We start from the raw sequence: 17014 nt of genomic DNA, 5'->3' as shown, positions 1-17014 counted from the left end.
TTAAATTAACCCAGCAGCTGCTGTACTGCTTCTAAAAAAATTAAAATTACGACCAAAACTAAGATCAGGTTCATGGAAGCAACGGTTTTCGCATCACGCTGCTTGATCTTTGGCCAGTTGAACCCCAGATAGGCACCGACCAGTAACAAACAACCCAACAAGCCACCCAGATCAGAGACAAAATGCTGATGACGAATCGAAAAACTCGAAATCAGAAAAACACCGATTGCTCCCATCGCTGCCCATAGCCATTGCCGATTTTTAAAAAATTTTTCCATTGGCTTAAAACCACCCTGCTCGTTTATTCATGCAAATGATAGTTATAGCTTGAAACCACAATGTTTTCGCGTGAATTTAAAGCAGCCCGCAGTCTGACGCTAGTTTGGTTATGCAGTGCCATCTGCCAAGGCTTATTTGGAATAAACTGCGGTACCAGAACCGTTGTCGAATAGTTTTTAGCAGCCGCCCTTTTGGCAACGACATCGACGAAACGTAACGTCGGTTTGGCAATCGAACGGTATGAGGAATGAATGTCGACAAACCGCACGTCAGGATATTCGGCCTTAAACTCATTGGCCGTCTTGTGTTCCTTGCCGGGGTTCTCATCAAACGAGACGTGCATGGCAATTACGTAATCACCAATCGACCGGGCGTAATTGATGGCGCCTTTGGTAACCCGCGTAACGTTCCCAATCAAAACGATAACTGTCGCACCATCATAATCATGCAGCTGAACTTTGGTCTTTTCCGCAATTCGCAGCTGCATGCCAACTTTAATATAATGATTATGAATCTTGTAGAACATAAACAGTAGAGCCGGCATGATGATCAGGTATGGCCAAACATTGCCAAAATGCTGCCAGAACAAGAAAACAACTAAGCATGCAGAGATCAGTGCCCCAATGAGGTTGATCGTTGACTTGCCCAGCCAATGTCCTTGACGATGCCGGAACCAGTGAATGATCATTCCCGACTGCGAAAGCGTAAACGGAACAAAAACCCCCACTGCATACAGCGGAATCAGCATGTTGGTTTTACCATGGAAGATTAAAATCATCACGATCGCACCAACAGCCAAGGCAATAATCCCATTCGAATATCCTAAGCGATCCCCACGGTCCATAAAGGCATGTGGCAAGTACTTGTCTTTGGCCATATTAAAAGCCAGGATTGGAAAGGCCGAAAAACCGGTATTGGCGGCAACGGCCAGAATCATTGCCGTGGAAAGCTGCAACAGATAAAATCCGATCCCATGGCCATTAAAGATTACGGAACCAATCTGTGAAAGTACGGTAGCATGGGAATTTGGCACGATACCGAAGTAGTAGCTGAAGAACGTAATCCCACCAAAGAATGCTGCCAGAATCAAACTCATAATTGCTAAGGTATTAGCAGCATTTTTCTTTTTGGGTTCGTTGAAGTTGGGCACGGCATTACTAATGGCTTCAACACCAGTCAGTGAGGAAGAGCCGGCTGAGAAAGCCCGAATAAACAGCACAGCCGACATCCCAGCAACCGGCGTCCCAAATGAGGCTGTTGCATGATAGGTCAGATGACCAGTCGCAATATTAAAAAAGCCCCAGATGATCATTGCGGTAATCATGATAATAAAGAAGTATACCGGAACCGTTAAGAAATTAGCGCTGTCGCTCAATCCCCGCAGATTCAGAATCATAATCGAAAGGACGATAATCACTGAAATCGGCACCGAATACTTATAAAGCTGCGGAACCGCAGAAACAATCGCTTCCGTACCAGAAGTCGTTGAAACCGCAACTGTCAGCATATAGTCAACCAGCAGCGACCCGCCGGCAACCAAGCCACCTGTGCGGCCCCAGTTTTCGGTGGCTACGACATAGGCACCACCACCACTGGGATAGGCATTGATAATCTGCCGATAGGAAAGGGTAATTGCCACCAACAGAATCAAAACCAACGCCGCAATCGGCAATGAGTACCAGATTGCCGCCGCCGACAGTGTTACCAAAACGGTCGTAATCTGTTCAGTACCATAAGCAACGGATGATAAAGCATCCGACGATAACAAGGCCAAAGCTTTAAACTTTGTCAAATGGGCCTGGCCTTCATCCAGCGTCTTCAAGGGCTTACCGATGAGGACGCGTTTTAAATACCGCCACATATTCTTTTTCTCCTTCACTCTATTATAAAATATAAAGTCAACAGTTATTCTACACCACGTAAATGGTTAATACCACCCAAGGGCAGCTTGATCATCCAACAGTTCTATAAAATTATTTTTGCTGATCAACATGAGCATTAACGCGCCGTCCTAATTCAAGGTCTTCACCTTTGACGCTGCTGTTGACTCCCCACCAGTAAAATGCCAGAGAGCACAAAATAATCACTACAAAATCAAATGGATACTGAATCAAGTTCTGACCGCCAAAACCAGCACTGCCCAGATAAGACATCACCGAGATAAAAAGCAGGTAGCCCAGCAGCCAGCCGCAGCCTTTCAGTTGGGTCTTCCATGAAGCATGATGATAGCGAATCTCATAATAGGCGTAGATTGGCAGACCTAAACAGATCACAAAAATTACCTCAATCGTTGTTGGCCACATTGCCCAATAGATTGCCAGACTTGTCAAAACAAACGACAAAGGCGCCATCCACTTCAAAGAGCGGGGCTTAAACGGTCGCTTAAGATCGGGTGCAATTCTTCTAAGCGCGACTGCAGCTACCGGTCCAGTCAGATAAGCAATCAGAGTCGAGGCCGAGATGACGCTGGCAAGCGCACTCCAATTACGGAAAATACAGACCAAAACCGCTGCCAGAATCAGATTAACGATCATGGCAAAACGCGGGACCATATAACGCCGCTCAAGTCGCCCCAGCCATGCTGGCAAATGATCGCCACGCGCCATTGCCGCCAGCGTTCTGGAAGCATTGGTAACAAAAGCAACCCCAGTCCCAAACGGCGAGACGAACGCATCAATATACAACAGAATCGTCAGCCAATTAATTCCCATTAAGATTGCCAGATCCGCAAATGGCGAGGCAAAATCAATGCCATGCCAGCCGTGCGCCGTTAGCAGTGATGGCTTAACCGCCCCCACAAAGGTAATCTGCAGCAGAATATACAATACTGCCGTAATCGTCAATGAGATTACAACGCCACGGTAGATGTTTTTTTGTGGATCTTTCATTTCACCGCCCAGATTGACAACCGTCTGGAAGGCATCATAAGAAAAAATAATTCCGGCTACCGTAGTTGCTTCAAAAATCGAGCGACTGCCATAAGGCATAAACTCATGGATGCCTTGCCCGAAATTACTGGTATGAAAGCCGCTCAGCATCAACACAATGATCGTCAAGGTTGGCATCAGCAGCTTAAAAATCGAGATTAAACCAGTAAAATGCGTCAAGATCTTAACTGACCAGAAATTAATCAACGTAAAAACAATCATAAACGCAAAGACTACCAACAGCCCTTGATTGGTAATGCTGCCATGACTGACAAAGCTACGCGTCCAATTAGCCCAACTCCATGGCCATGAGCTCATATACTGTACTGAAGCCACCGCTTCGATGGGAATCAGCGTAATCAAGGAGACCCAGTTGGCCCAGGCCGCTATGAAGCCTAAAAGCGGGCCATGACTGTACTGAGCATAGCGACTCATCCCACCGCTTTCCGGAAACATCGCGCCCAGTTCAACGTAATTAAAAGCAATCACCATAATAATGACTGCCCCTAAAATCCAAGAGATGACCGCTGCTGGTCCGGCAATCCTAGCTGCCTCGCCAGCACCAAACAGCCATCCAGATCCGATTAATGAATTCAGAGCCAGTAAAATGACAGATGTTAAAGACATTTTCTGGCTAGGCATTTTTGATGACATAAAAATACTCCACTAAATAAGATAGCGTCCATTGGTTTGAATGGACATACCTAACAGAATACCACTAAGCAAGCATTAAACGCAAAAAAGCACCGCGACTTTTGTCGAGGTGCTTTGATTCATTATTATTAATGATTACATCATACCGGCACCAGGTTGAGGAGCGGCTGGTTGATCATTCTTTGGTTCTGGCTTATCAGCAACAACCGCTTCCGTGGTCAAAAGCATTGCTGATACCGAAGCAGCATTTTGCAGTGCCGAACGCGTAACCTTGGTAGGGTCAACGATGCCGGCTGCAACCATGTCTTCAAATTTGTCAACGGCAGCGTTGTAACCAATACCTGGCTTTTCGCTCTTCAAACGGTTAACGATGATTGAGCCTTCAACGCCAGCATTTTCAGCGATTTGACGAACTGGGGCTTCCAGTGCCTTCTTAACGATGTTGACACCAGTTGCTTCGTCGTCGCTTTCAGTTTCAACGTTTTCCAAAGCAGGGATTACATTGATCAAAGCAGTACCACCACCAGGTACGAAGCCTTCTTGAACGGCAGCCCGCGTAGCGTTCAGAGCGTCTTCAACACGGTACTTCTTTTCCTTGAGTTCCGTTTCCGTAGCAGCGCCGACCTTGATTACGGCAACCCCACCAGACAGCTTGGCCAGGCGTTCCTGCAGCTTTTCTTTGTCGAATTCAGAAGTCGTGTTGGCAATTGCCTGCTTGATCTGTTCAACGCGTTCAGCAATCGCATCCTTTGCACCATTGCCGTCAACGATCGTCGTGTTGTCCTTAGTTACGGTAACCTTGTTGGCAGAGCCAAGTTGAGCAATCGTAGCATCCTTTAAGCTCATGCCCAGATCGTCAGAAATTACGGTACCACCAGTCAAAATGGCAATGTCTTGCAATTGAGCCTTACGACGATCGCCAAAGCCTGGAGCCTTAACGGCGCAAACGTTGAACGTCCCACGAATCTTGTTCAATACCAAGGTTGGCAAAGCTTCGCCGGTAATGTCATCAGCAATGATCAGAAGCGAGCGGCCTTCTTGAACAACGGCCTGCAGCAATGGCAGAATGTCTTGAATGTTGCCGATCTTCTTGTCGGTGATCAGAATGTATGGGTTGTCCAAATCAGATTCCATCTTGTCCGTGTCAGTTACCATGTATTGAGACATGTAGCCACGGTCAAAGCTCATCCCTTCAACCACATCAACCGTCGTGTCAACGCCACGGCTGTCTTCAATCGTGATTACGCCATCATGACCAACCTTTTCCATAGCATCGGCAATCAGTTCACCGACTTCAGGATTAGCAGCAGAGATGGAAGCAATTTGTGCAATGTCGTCTTTGCTTTGCACTTCGTGACTCATCTTGTGCAGTTCTTCAACGGCAGCCTTAGTAGCTTTGTCAATCCCGCGACGAATACCAACTGGGTTAGCCCCAGCGGCAACGTTCTTCATCCCGGCGTTAACAATAGCTTGCGTCAAAACAGTTGCCGTCGTCGTACCGTCACCGGCATTGTCATTGGTCTTGGAAGCAACTTCAGAAACGAGCTTGGCACCCATGTTTTCAAAATGGTCTTCCAATTCAATGTTCTTGGCAATCGTAACCCCATCATTAGTAATTGTAGGCGCACCATAGCTTTGTTCCAAAACAACGTTGCGACCCTTAGGACCGATCGTCGTCTTAACCGTGTTGGCCAGCTTGTCTACCCCACGCAGCATTGCCTTGCGTGCATCTTCAGAAAATTTAATTTCTTTTGCCATTTTAGATTTTCACCTCATTAATATTGATCGAATGCGAAAACAAGTCTATTTAGTCAACGATGGCAACCAGGTCTTTTTCACGAACGACCAGGTACTTTTCACCATTGTATTCGACTTCATTGCCTGCGTACTTGTCAAACAGGACGCGGTCGCCTTCCTTAACGGCTGGAGCAACTTTTTGACCATTGTCCAGGTAACGGCCTTCGCCGACTGCTACAACCGTACCCGTCGTTGGCTTATCCTTGGCATTGTTAGCCAGGACAATTCCGCCAACCGTCTTTTCTTCAGCTTGTTCCGCTTTAAGAACAACGCGATCTCCTAATGGTTTTAACACGTTAATCCCTCCATCAATCATCATTAATAATTCAGATATTCTTTTTAGCACTCTTATCACCCAAGTGCTAATTACATGATCTACTATATCATGATCCTGCCAAAATGCAACAATTATTTTGACCAATTTTGACTATTATTTTCTGGAAAACGTTTCAATTGCCTTTCTAAAAGCTTTTTGACCTTTTTGACTTTTTCATCAAAAAACGCATGACGATTGCTCGCCATGCGTTAAGTTATTTTTGACCATCTTTAGTATTGTTATTTTCAATAAAGTAGATCAACGTCTGCAGCTCATTGGTCAGATCAATATTTTGTACCTGAACGTCTTTTGGTACTGACAGCCGAACCGGCGTAAAGTTCAAGATACCATGAACTCCGGCTTCGACCAGCTCATCAGTAACAGCCTGCGACTTTTCGCCAGGAACCGTTAAAATAACGACATCAATCTGCTGTTCTTGCAACTGCTTTTTCATCTCGCCAACCGGGTAGACAGGAATCCCACTTTTAACGGTATTGGCTAAGGCCGGTTTAGGATCAAAAGCCGCGCTGATTCGCAGATTGGTACTTTGGTGGAAATTATAGTTCATCAAGGCACTGCCCAGACTGCCGACCCCGACCAAAGCCACACTGGTCAGCTTATCCTGATTCAAGATGCCCTTGAAAAAGTTTAAAAGCTTTTCCACATCATAGCCATAGCCACGCTTACCCAATTCGCCAAAATAGGAAAAGTCGCGTCGAATCGTTGCCGAATCAACTTTAACCGCCTCTGATAATTCAGTCGATGAGACGCGCCGTTTGTTGGCATTAAGCAAAACGTTCAGATACCGATAGTAGACCGGCAACCGCTTAGCCGTGGCACGGGGAATTTTACGCGTTGCCATTAATAGATTCCTCCAATTCAGATTCTAGTTTGTGAAAAATATTTCTTAATCATTTTAACAATTCCACTAAAGTTTGTGAACTATTTTCCAAGAAAAGAATCGTTTTTTATTTAAACATGCTTTCTATTATGCTACAGGCTTCACTACATGTCCATTAATGATTTGTGAAATTTAGGCCATCTACTGATCATGAATGGGTTGGTAATGACGATCATTTTTTAAACGTTAATTCAAAATTTAACATTATTGATCGGTCCTATCCTCAAGCTCGCGACCTGGTCTGATCTTGTGCTACAATCTTAACTGATTATCTACTTTAAAAAATGAGGTTAAATTATGCTGCTACTGCAAACCAATAATGTTGAACGTCGCTTTGGCAGCGATGTTTTGTTTCATAATATGAATATGCAGATTCAAGAACATGGCCGCACTGCATTAGTCGGACGCAACGGTGCCGGCAAAACGACCTTCTTGAAAATCATTGCCGGTTTAACCGAACCTGATGAAGGCACGGTTACTCACGCCCGCGACCTAACGATTGGCTATCTGGCTCAGAATCAAGGACTCGACAGCCAAAATTCAATTTGGGCCGAATTAGACAGCGTCTTTGCTCCTTTACACAAACTGGAAAAACAGCTGCATGAGCTAGAGAATCAACTCGGGACGCTCAAGCCCGGAGCAGCAGACTACCAAGACGTTTTAGCCAACTATGACCGTTTATCCGAACAGTTTAAAAAACAGGGCGGCTATGAATACGCGTCTCGGATGCGTGGCGTACTGCATGGCTTCGGCTTTGATGAAGGTATGTATGATACTTCGGTCAATGCGCTTTCTGGTGGTCAAAAAACCAAGCTGGCCCTGGCTAAGATTCTGCTGCAGTCGCCCAACCTTTTGATTCTAGACGAACCGACCAATCACTTGGACATGGGCGTCTTAAGCTGGCTGGAAGACTACCTTAAAAGCTATCAAGGCGCGCTTTTGATCGTTTCTCACGACCGCTACTTCTTAGATCGCGTGGTTACTGACGTTTACGATCTTGACAATCAAACGCTGATTCACTATACCGGCAACTATACGCAGTTCGTAGCCCACAAGCGTGAACGACTGCAGGCTGAATGGAAGCATTATGAGCAGCAGCAAAAAGAAATCGCCAAGCTGGAGGATTTTGTCAATCGCAACATTGTCCGCGCCTCAACTACCAAACGCGCCCAGGCTCGCCGCAAGCAGCTTGAGAAAATGGATCGCTTGGAGCGACCAACAACCGATAATTCCTCGATCCATTTTCAATTCCACAGTGACCACGCTTCGGGTAACGAGGTCTTGGACGTCGATGAACTCAATATCGGCTATCAAGACCAACAGTTGGCAGGACCATTGTCGTTTAAGGTTCGCAAAGGTCAGCGCGTTGGTATTATCGGTCCAAATGGGATTGGCAAATCAACGCTTTTAAAGACGCTTTTGCAAAAGATTCCCAAGCTCAGCGGGACAATCAAATTCGGCGCCAATCTGGAAATCGGCTACTACGACCAGGAACAACAGCAACTGCATCCTGAAAAGACCGTTTTAGAAGAAGTTTGGGACGACCATCCTGAAGTTTCCGAAAAAGACATTCGCTCGCTTCTGGGCAGTTTCCTGTTTGTTGGCGATGACGTCTACAAACCGGTCAGCGCACTTTCTGGTGGGGAAAAGGCACGCTTGGAGCTGACCAAGCTTTCATTTATGCCAATTAACTTTTTGATCCTGGATGAACCAACCAACCACTTGGACATCGACAGCCGTGAAGTTTTGGAAACGGCCATTAACGAATTTGATGGGACGGTTCTGTTTATTTCGCACGACCGCTACTTCTTAAATCAGGTTGCTACCGATATCCTATATATGACGGCTCATGGCATAACGCATTATGAAGGAAACTACGATGACTATCTGACCCAGCAGGCAAAACTGGAGCATCAGACACAGCCAGAAACCAAAGTCAAACAGTCAACCGGTCAGCTTTCCTATCAGCAAAGCAAAGAAACTCAGCGCGCCCGGCGCAAGTTGCAGCGACAAGTCGATCAATTAGAGAATCAGATGAGCGAACTGGAGGCACAGCAGGCCGCGATCGAAACTGAGATGGCCAAGCCTGAAATTGCCGTTGACATCGCGCAGCTGACCGACCTGCAAAAAAAGCTGGATGCGTTAAAAGTCCAAAGCGAAGAAGTCGAGCTGCAATGGACCGAGGCTGCTGAAGCTCTGGAGACATTCGATCAAGAAAACTAAAATTAACTCTGCTTTAGGCTTTAATTGTTGACTAAAAAGGCCGCTGGACCAGAACTGATCCAACGGTCTTTTTATGTTTGTCTTTTTTATTGACGGAATTTGCGCGTATTTTCCGCTAAATGAACCAAGCCGCGCAGAAAATCATGCGTCGTGGCTTCATAGTCATATTTTTTGCCTAAGTCGTAGATATAGCCATTGATGTAGTCGACTTCGGTATTCCGACCATTATGCATATCCTGATACATTGAAGGATAGTGCAGCGGATTACCGACACGACTAACGTATTCAACCGTCTTCCATTCGGTTTCACGATCATTGAGCAGTTTGATACCTGCTCGTTCAGTCACGTCATAGGCCTCATTGATCAATTGCTTGCTCAGCCGTTCCGCCCCTGGATAGTCAATAAACTGACCCATTTGAATCTCAAACAGCGTGCAGATCGTGTTGACAACTGAGTTAAAGACAACCTTGGTCATCAAGGTTCCCAAGAAGTTAGTCGTCAACGTTGGATTCAGATTAGCGGCTTTAAAGTCGGCAATAATCTCATGCGTGCGCTCATCTGGCTTTTCCGTTTCATTGGCAACATTAATCGTCCCAGCGCCAGGCTTGCCAATAAAGTCAACGTCGCCAGCCTTGTTTAACACGGTCCCAATCAGGCAGGTTCCGGCTAAAACATGCTCTTTGGGGAAATACTTATTCAGTTTTTCAACATGCCCCATCCCATTCATGCCCGAAAAAACGTACTGCTTTTCCGGCTTAAGGAAATGCGCCGAGCGCTCCAATAGATCCTGCAGCGTCATCTGCTTGGCAAAAACGATAAAAACGTCTGGCTCGCCTTGATACTCTTCCGGTGAATAGATGTTGACCGGAACCAGATGCCGATTTTCATGGTCGCGGGAAACATAGACCCCACCTTGTTTTTTAATGGTTTCAACTTCGGGCGCCCAGTTGTCGACAAAATCAACCTGAGCCCCCGCGTTTTCCTGCAGCAGCACTCCAAAGCGCAGTCCCATCGCACCCGCGCCTAAAACCGTATATCGTAGCGTCATCTTAATCACTGATCCTTTCCTAAAACTTAATTAAAACATATCATTGGGCCTGATTTATTTTTCTTTTTAATCAACGTCTTACATTTTAATCTTATTTTAATTAAAAATCAATGAGAAAAGATAGCTATTTAAAATAAATTCGACAGTGACGATGGCAGCCAGGATTAAAGTCATGCCCACAACGCGGACAGCTTCCCTGCTGATATTGTTCAAACTGCATCAGACAGCCGCAGACACCACATAAAACTGGCCAGTCATCTCGCTTGCAAGCCATGAAATGATGGTTTTCTAAAGCGTCATGACATTGATAGCAGGCATAATATTTTCGGCACTGGCTGCATTTTAAAGCTGCTACGTCAACCGGCAAATGATAGTGTCGACAGCGGCCAGCCCGATCCAAATCTAAGCCGTGAATTTCCATTACGATACCATCCCTGGCAGATCAACTTTGGTCACTTCGCCGCTGATAAACGACTTTTTCGTGCCATCAGCAAATTCCAATACCAGGCCGCCTTGACTGTCAATGTCGATGGCTTTGCCAACTGCCTCATCATTGCCGATTTTAAGTACGACTGGCCGATTCAAGACCATTGAATGAGCTCGATACTCTGGCAGGAATTTTCCTGAATCATACTCACGATAAACGTTCATGATTGCAACCAAAAGCTTGGCAGCAAGGCGATTGCGATCAATGTTCTGTTCAGGGGCAATGCTGCCGGCTTTTTTTGCCACTGGCGCCGGAAAATCGACAGTCGACAGATTAATGCCGATTCCTACGATCAAAGCAGCCGATGATGCCGATTCCAGTTCCAGCGTTGCTTCAGTCAAAATACCGCAGACCTTGTGACCGTTCATATAGATGTCGTTGACCCACTTATACGAAAAATCATGATCGGGAAAAGCTTGTTTTAGCACTCCACCAACCGCAACGGCGACTCCCGTTGTTAAAAGGCCAATTTTAGGCAGCGCGCTCATTGGATTATGCGGCAAAATCAGGCTAAAATATAAACCCGTCTTTTGCGGCGAATAGAACTGGCGGCCGCGTCTGCCATAACCGGCCGTCTGCTGATCAGCTAAAAATGCAACCGGCTGACTGGGCTGGTGACTGCTGAGATACTGCTTAGCCCAGTTTTGCGTTGAATCAATGCTTGATGCCGTATAGATCTCACCGTTAAACTCATTGTGAGTCTGCATCTTGATTACCATTGCATCCAAATGATCCGTTCCTAAATATCGATAGCCAAGCGCTCGCTGACTCTCAAGCTGGTATCCTTGTCTGCGCAAGGCAGCAACGCCTTTCCAGATACTTTCACGGCTGATTTTCAACCGTTGTGCCAACTGACTGCCCGAAATCCATTGCTGCTCATTAAGCAAAAATATCTTTAACAGCTCATCTTTAGTCCCCATTGCGATCCCTCTTTTCTAACCAAGATTCAATACCGGTACGCGTCGCAGCTGACGAGCAACAGCTACTGCAACGCCAGCTTTGATCAGGTCGCCAGGAATAAATGCCAAATTGGACATCAATGCCGCCGTCAGCTTAATATGCGACTGCCAGCTGAGCCAAAGCGAGCCGGTAACATCAATAAACAGCACACCGGCCAGCACAATCATCAAAAATTCCTGCCACCAGTTCCAATGACTGCCAAAATGCTGCCGCAGACTGCTGATCAAAAACGGTGCAAACAGCCAGGCTAAAAGATAGCCGCCAGTTGGGCCGGCAAAAACAGCAATCCCCCCACTGCCGCCAGTTAAGAAAGGAAATCCAACCGCAACCAGCAACAAGAGCAATGCCACCGAGGTCGTTCCTTCTTTAGGCCCCAAAATCTCACCGGCCATCATGACTCCCATATTCTGCAATACGATTGGAACGGGAATAAATCCTAACGGAATGCCTGGAATCATGCCTAATACAATTAAAATTGCCGTCATTAAAGCCGTTTGTGTTAGATGAACGATATTTTGACGTTTCATAATATTCCTTCTTTCACTTTGTAACCCGTTTTTTAAAGTTAGGGTTACAACAAGTTTAAAACAAGAGCCCAGCTCAAAATTGAACTGAGCTCTAAATTAATGATTGATTATTTTTGGTGGTCTGCCATAAAGGCTTGAATTCGTTGAACTGCTTCTTTCAATACATCCATGCTGGTTGCATAGCTGATTCGCACGTGGTTTTCCATTCCAAAAGCCGCGCCCGGAACGACGGCCACGTGAGCCTCATCAAGCAATGCACCGACAAATTCATCAGTTGAGGCAAAACCGGTCAGCTTAACGGCCTCGCTGACGTCAGGGAAGGCATAGAAAGCTCCGGCCGGTTTTACCTCCAGCTTAAAGCCTGGAATCGCGTTCAATAATGGATAAAGCGTGTTGATGCGTTCCTCATAGGTAGCGCGCATTTCTTCAACACAGGTCTGATCACCGGTAATCGCTGCCAAAGCCGCATACTGGCTGACGGCTGCCATGTTGCCGGCCGCGTGACTCAAGAACGTCTTCAGCCCCTTGACTACCTGTTCGTCAGCAATGGCATAGCCAACGCGCCAGCCGGTCATCGAGTAGGTCTTAGACATCCCATTAACCAAAATCGTCTGTTTGCGAATTTCTGGTGACAAATCAAGCAACGAGACAAATTCGGTGCCATTGTATACCAGCTTGCCATAAATATCATCGGCAATCACGATGATATCATGCTCAACGGCCCAGTCACCGATCGCCTGCAATTGTTCGCGTGTATAGACAGCACCAGATGGATTGTTAGGCGTGTTTAAGATCATGGCCTTCGTCTTAGACGTTCGCGCCGCTTCCAATTCTTCAGGAACTACGGTCAAACGACCAGCTGCCGGCTTGACGAAGACTGGCTTGGCCCCGGCCAGCTTGACTTGTTCACCATAAGTTACCCAGTATGGCAGAGGAATCAAAACTTCGTCGCCTTCATTAAACAGTGCTTGTCCCAGAGCGTACAGCGTCATTTTAGCACCATTCATTACTACCACGTTATCTGCCGTGAAATCAGTGCCGTGATCAGCATTTTCTTTATCGGCGATTGCTTTTCTCAATGGTTCAATACCAACTGCCGCGGTGTAAAAATCAACCTTGCCAGACTCAATTGCTTTAATAGCTGCCTGCCCGATATGTTTAGGCGTATTGAAATCCGGCTGACCAATTGAAAGATTCAAGACGTCAATGCCTTGTGCCTTCATTGCTTTAGCCTTGCCAGACAAAGCCAGCGTTGCTGAGGGTTGAATGTTGCTTACGCGTTCTGAAATTTCCACTGTTTTAACCTCGCTTTATAAATTAATACTGTCAAGCTGTATTAGCTTAAAGGACTCATTTGAATCAGCAGGTCTTGGCTTTCCATCGTCGAACCAGCTTTGGCATAGACTTTGTCAATCTTGCCGTCAAACGAAGCCTTGATCGTTGTTTCCATCTTCATGGCTTCGGTTACGACCAGCGTCTGACCCTTCTTGACCTCTTGACCGTTTTCGACCATCACGTCAACGACCGTCCCATTAAGCGGCATCCCGATCTGACCTGGATCGTGCGGATCGGCTTTTGGCACGCTAACCTTGGCCGTAGTAGCGTGTGTCTGATCCTTGACCGTCAAGACCAGCTGTTGACCGTTTTCAGAGAACAGCAGCTGGCGGTTGCCATCAACGTCCATGTCAGAAACCGTCTTAAGTTCAAGAATCTCCGTACGACCCGGCCGCAGATTGACGTAGATCTTTTCGCCTGGGCGCATCCCTTGATAGAACGTATTCGTGTCCAGGACGCCGATCTTGCCATATTGACGATTGCGCTTGACATAATCAAGATAAACGTCTGGGTACAATACATAGCTGATGACTTCTTCAGCGGTTGGCTGGCGCTTCAGCTGCTCAGCCAGTTCCTTAGTCATCTGATCGAAGTCAACCGGCTGGGCCAGACTACCAGGACGAACCGTAATCGCTGGATGATCCTTTAAGACGACTTTTTGCAGCTGCTTTGGAAAACCGCCATATGGCTGACCAAGATCACCCGCAAAGAAGTTGACTACAGATTCTGGGAAGTCAAGCGTTTCACCGCGTTCAATAATATTTTCCGCATTCAAGCCATTTTGGATCATAAAGATGGCCAGATCGCCGACCACCTTAGAGCTTGGCGTAACCTTAACGATATCGCCAAGCAGGGCATTAACTTCACGATATTTGGCCTTGACCTCGTCAAAGTCATCCAGTCCCAACGACTTAGCTTGTTGCTGCAGGTTGGAGTATTGACCGCCAGGCATCTCAGTTTGATAGATGTCGGTCTGCGGTGACGTAATGCCATTCATGAAGTCTTGGTATAGTGGCTTGACCTGTGCCCAGTAGTCATTGATCTTTTCGACCGTTTCAATGTCCAGTTCCGGCTGCCGTTCATTACCAGCTAAAGCATAGTAGAAACTGCTCATGCTTGGCTGACTGGTCGTTCCCGAAAGCGCGCTGGAAGCCACGTCAACCACGTCAACTCCGGCTCTGGTAGCCTGAACATAGGTTGCAACCCCATTGCCGGTCGTGTCATGCGTATGCAGGTGAACCGGTACGTCATACTTGCTCTTCAGTTCGCCAATCAGTTCATAGGCGGCCTGTGGTTTGAGCAGTCCAGCCATATCCTTGATGCCAATAATCTGGGCTCCGGCATCAACCAGCTGACCAGCAAGCGTCTTGTAGTAGTCCAGCGTGTATTTATGCTCGTCTGGGCTGAGCAGGTCACCCGTGTAGCACATCGTCCCTTCAGCAATCTTGCCAGTCTGACGAACATATTCAATGCTCTTTTGCATTTGTTCAATCCAGTTCAGACTGTCAAAGATTCGAAAGACGTCAACGCCATCTTCAGCACTCTTATCGATGAATTTCTTTAAGACGTTGTCAGGATAGTTCTTATAACCAACCGCGTTCGATCCCCGCAAAAGCATCTGCAGCATAGTATGCGGCATCTTTTCACGCAGAATCTTCAGCCGCTGCCACGGATCCTCGCCTAAGAAGCGGTAGGCCACGTCAAAGGTTGCCCCGCCCCACACTTCAGCCGAGAAGACGTTTGGCATGGCGCGATCGTAAAGGTCGGCAATTGGCAGCATGTCTTTGGTCCGCATCCGCGTGGCAAACAGACTTTGGTGAGCGTCTCGCATCGTCGTATCAGTAATCAATACGCGTTTTTGGTCGCTGACCCACTTCATTGCCGCCTCGGCGCCGTCTCGATCCAAAATATCCTTAGCATTAACGATTGGCAGGCCATTGTGACGTTCCAAATTGATCTTTGGCGCTTTTAATTCGGCAGCATGAACCTGTTCGCGTGCCTTGACGCCATTAAAACCATTAACGGTAACGTCACCAACATAGGTCAGCAGCTGCTTGGCTGCATCCGGCTTTTCATGCTTGAAGTCAAACAGTTCTGGCGTTTGGTCAATAAATGTCGTATGAGCCTGACCAGCCGCAAAGACTGGATGATGCAAGACGTTGAGCATAAACGGAATATTGGTCTTGATTCCGCGAATCTGGAACTCATGCAGCACCCGAATCATGCGCCGTACCGCTGACTTGAAAGTTCGACCATGAACGCAGGCCTTAACCAGCAGCGAGTCAAAGTATGGCGTGATTACGGCCCCGGCATAGGCATTGCCCCCATCAAGCCGTACGCCCATCCCACCAGGTGAACGATAGGTTTCGATGCGGCCAGTATCTGGCATAAAGTTGTTTTCTGGATCTTCAGTCGTTACCCGACATTGAATCCCATAGCCGCTGTACTTCAACTGATCCTGGGCCGGCAGTTCAAGGTCCTCGTACAGATCGGCACCATCGGCAATCAAAATCTGTGACTGTACGATATCGATATCGGTAATCAGTTCGGTAACGGTATGCTCAACTTGAATCCGCGGGTTGACCTCAATAAAGTAAAAGTCGTCATCGGTTACCAGAAATTCAACCGTCCCCGCATTTTGATAGTGCACGCTTTCCATCAGCTTAACGGCTGCCTGACAGATTGCCTGGCGCCGTTCTTCATTCAAGGCCAGACTCGGCGCAAACTCGATCACTTTTTGATTCCGCCGCTGAACCGAGCAGTCACGCTCAAACAAATGCATGACGTGCCCATGTTGGTCGGCTAGGATCTGCACTTCAATATGCTTAGGGTTCTTCAGATACTTTTCAACGTAAAGCTCATCATCGCCAAATGACTGCTTGGCCTCGCTGCGGGCTCGATCGTAGGCGCCATCAAGCTCATCATCATCGTGAACGATCCGCATCCCGCGACCGCCACCGCCCATGGCTGCCTTGATCATGATTGGATAGCCATGCGTATGAGCGAATTCGCGAACCTCATCAATTGACTGAACCGGCTCATCCGTACCTGGAATCGTCTTTAAGCCAGCCTTGACCGCAACTTCCTTAGCCGCAACCTTGTCGCCAAACAGCTGCAGCTGACGGACGGTTGGCCCAATAAAGATAATGCCGTTGTCCGCACATTTTTGTGCAAACTCTTCATTTTCCGCTAAAAAACCGTAGCCGGGATGGATGGCATCGGCACCGGTCTGCTTAGCGACTCGAATAATATCATCCATATCCAAGTAAGCTTCAATTGGCTTTTTGCCTGCACCAATCTGATAAGCCTCATCTGCTCGGAAACGATGGACGCCGTATTCATCTTCTTTAGCGTAAACAGCAACCGTCTTCAAGCCCAGCTCATGACAGGCACGAATGATCCGAACTGCTATTTCGCCTCGATTGGCAATTAAAACTTTCTTCACGAAACACACCACCTTAATCAATCGTCAACAGTAACGAACTTTCTCCCTACCTCAAGGCAAAATTATATCATAAATTTTTAGGTTGATTGCCCAAAAAATGAGAAACCACTAAGA

General features: G+C 47.0%; 13 protein-coding genes. 1 reads left to right on the top strand and 12 read right to left on the bottom strand.

Translation table 11 applies throughout. From position 1 onward, the window contains the following. Positions 1-5: 5 nt before the first annotated feature. The 6 genes from ACLUWI_RS06430 to ACLUWI_RS06405 form a co-directional block, all read right to left on the bottom strand. A complete protein-coding gene (locus ACLUWI_RS06430) occupies positions 6-278 on the bottom strand; it encodes a hypothetical protein (RefSeq protein ID WP_412146622.1) in 273 nt (90 codons plus the stop codon). 23 nt (positions 279-301) lie between these two features. After that, positions 302-2140: an APC family permease gene (locus tag ACLUWI_RS06425; RefSeq protein ID WP_412146621.1), complete on the bottom strand. Its 1839-nt coding sequence runs from the start codon at positions 2138-2140 to the stop codon at positions 302-304. 112 nt (positions 2141-2252) lie between these two features. Next, the gene (locus ACLUWI_RS06420; protein ID WP_412146620.1) at positions 2253-3860 is read right to left on the bottom strand and encodes an APC family permease; all 1608 of its coding nucleotides are present in this window, start codon (positions 3858-3860) and stop codon (positions 2253-2255) included. 135 nt (positions 3861-3995) lie between these two features. Next, positions 3996-5618 carry a chaperonin GroEL gene (gene groL, locus ACLUWI_RS06415; protein ID WP_128513106.1) on the bottom strand — a complete coding sequence of 541 codons (1623 nt, stop codon included), beginning with the start codon at positions 5616-5618 and terminating at the stop codon, positions 3996-3998. Positions 5619-5667: 49 nt separating this feature from the next. Further along, positions 5668-5952 (bottom strand): co-chaperone GroES, encoded by a 285-nt coding sequence (gene groES, locus ACLUWI_RS06410; RefSeq protein ID WP_034541305.1) that lies wholly within the window; start codon positions 5950-5952, stop codon positions 5668-5670. Positions 5953-6187: 235 nt separating this feature from the next. After that, positions 6188-6835 carry a redox-sensing transcriptional repressor Rex gene (locus ACLUWI_RS06405; protein ID WP_412146619.1) on the bottom strand — a complete coding sequence of 216 codons (648 nt, stop codon included), beginning with the start codon at positions 6833-6835 and terminating at the stop codon, positions 6188-6190. Between the two features lie 336 nt (positions 6836-7171). Here ACLUWI_RS06405 and ACLUWI_RS06400 point away from each other — a divergent pair, with 336 nt between their 5' ends. Further along, entirely contained in the window at positions 7172-9097 is a 1926-nt protein-coding gene (locus tag ACLUWI_RS06400; protein ID WP_412146618.1) for an ABC-F family ATP-binding cassette domain-containing protein, read from the top strand. 86 nt (positions 9098-9183) lie between these two features. On the opposite strand, the gene ACLUWI_RS06395 is transcribed toward ACLUWI_RS06400, so the two are convergent. From ACLUWI_RS06395 to ACLUWI_RS06370, 6 genes are all read right to left on the bottom strand, one after another. After that, a complete protein-coding gene (locus tag ACLUWI_RS06395; RefSeq protein ID WP_412146617.1) occupies positions 9184-10146 on the bottom strand; it encodes a ketopantoate reductase family protein in 963 nt (320 codons plus the stop codon). 124 nt (positions 10147-10270) lie between these two features. Beyond that, complete coding sequence (locus ACLUWI_RS06390; RefSeq protein WP_412146616.1) at positions 10271-10567, bottom strand: hypothetical protein; 297 nt, start codon at positions 10565-10567, stop codon at positions 10271-10273. Further along, positions 10567-11553, bottom strand: a complete 987-nt coding sequence (locus tag ACLUWI_RS06385) for a biotin--[acetyl-CoA-carboxylase] ligase (RefSeq protein ID WP_412146615.1) — start codon at positions 11551-11553, stop codon at positions 10567-10569. Before ACLUWI_RS06385 ends, ACLUWI_RS06390 begins: the two co-directional genes overlap by 1 nt. Positions 11554-11568: 15 nt before the next feature. Then, positions 11569-12123 (bottom strand): biotin transporter BioY, encoded by a 555-nt coding sequence (locus ACLUWI_RS06380; protein WP_412146625.1) that lies wholly within the window; start codon positions 12121-12123, stop codon positions 11569-11571. 104 nt (positions 12124-12227) lie between these two features. After that, the gene (locus tag ACLUWI_RS06375) at positions 12228-13415 is read right to left on the bottom strand and encodes a pyridoxal phosphate-dependent aminotransferase (RefSeq protein WP_412146614.1); all 1188 of its coding nucleotides are present in this window, start codon (positions 13413-13415) and stop codon (positions 12228-12230) included. 41 nt (positions 13416-13456) lie between these two features. After that, a complete protein-coding gene (locus tag ACLUWI_RS06370; RefSeq protein ID WP_412146613.1) occupies positions 13457-16900 on the bottom strand; it encodes a pyruvate carboxylase in 3444 nt (1147 codons plus the stop codon). Between the last annotated feature and the right edge of the window lie 114 nt (positions 16901-17014).

This window comes from Limosilactobacillus mucosae, assembly GCF_046939755.1.
GTDB classification, from domain to species: Bacteria; Bacillota; Bacilli; order Lactobacillales; family Lactobacillaceae; genus Limosilactobacillus; species Limosilactobacillus mucosae_A.
This window is presented reverse-complemented; position numbering and strand designations above follow the sequence as displayed.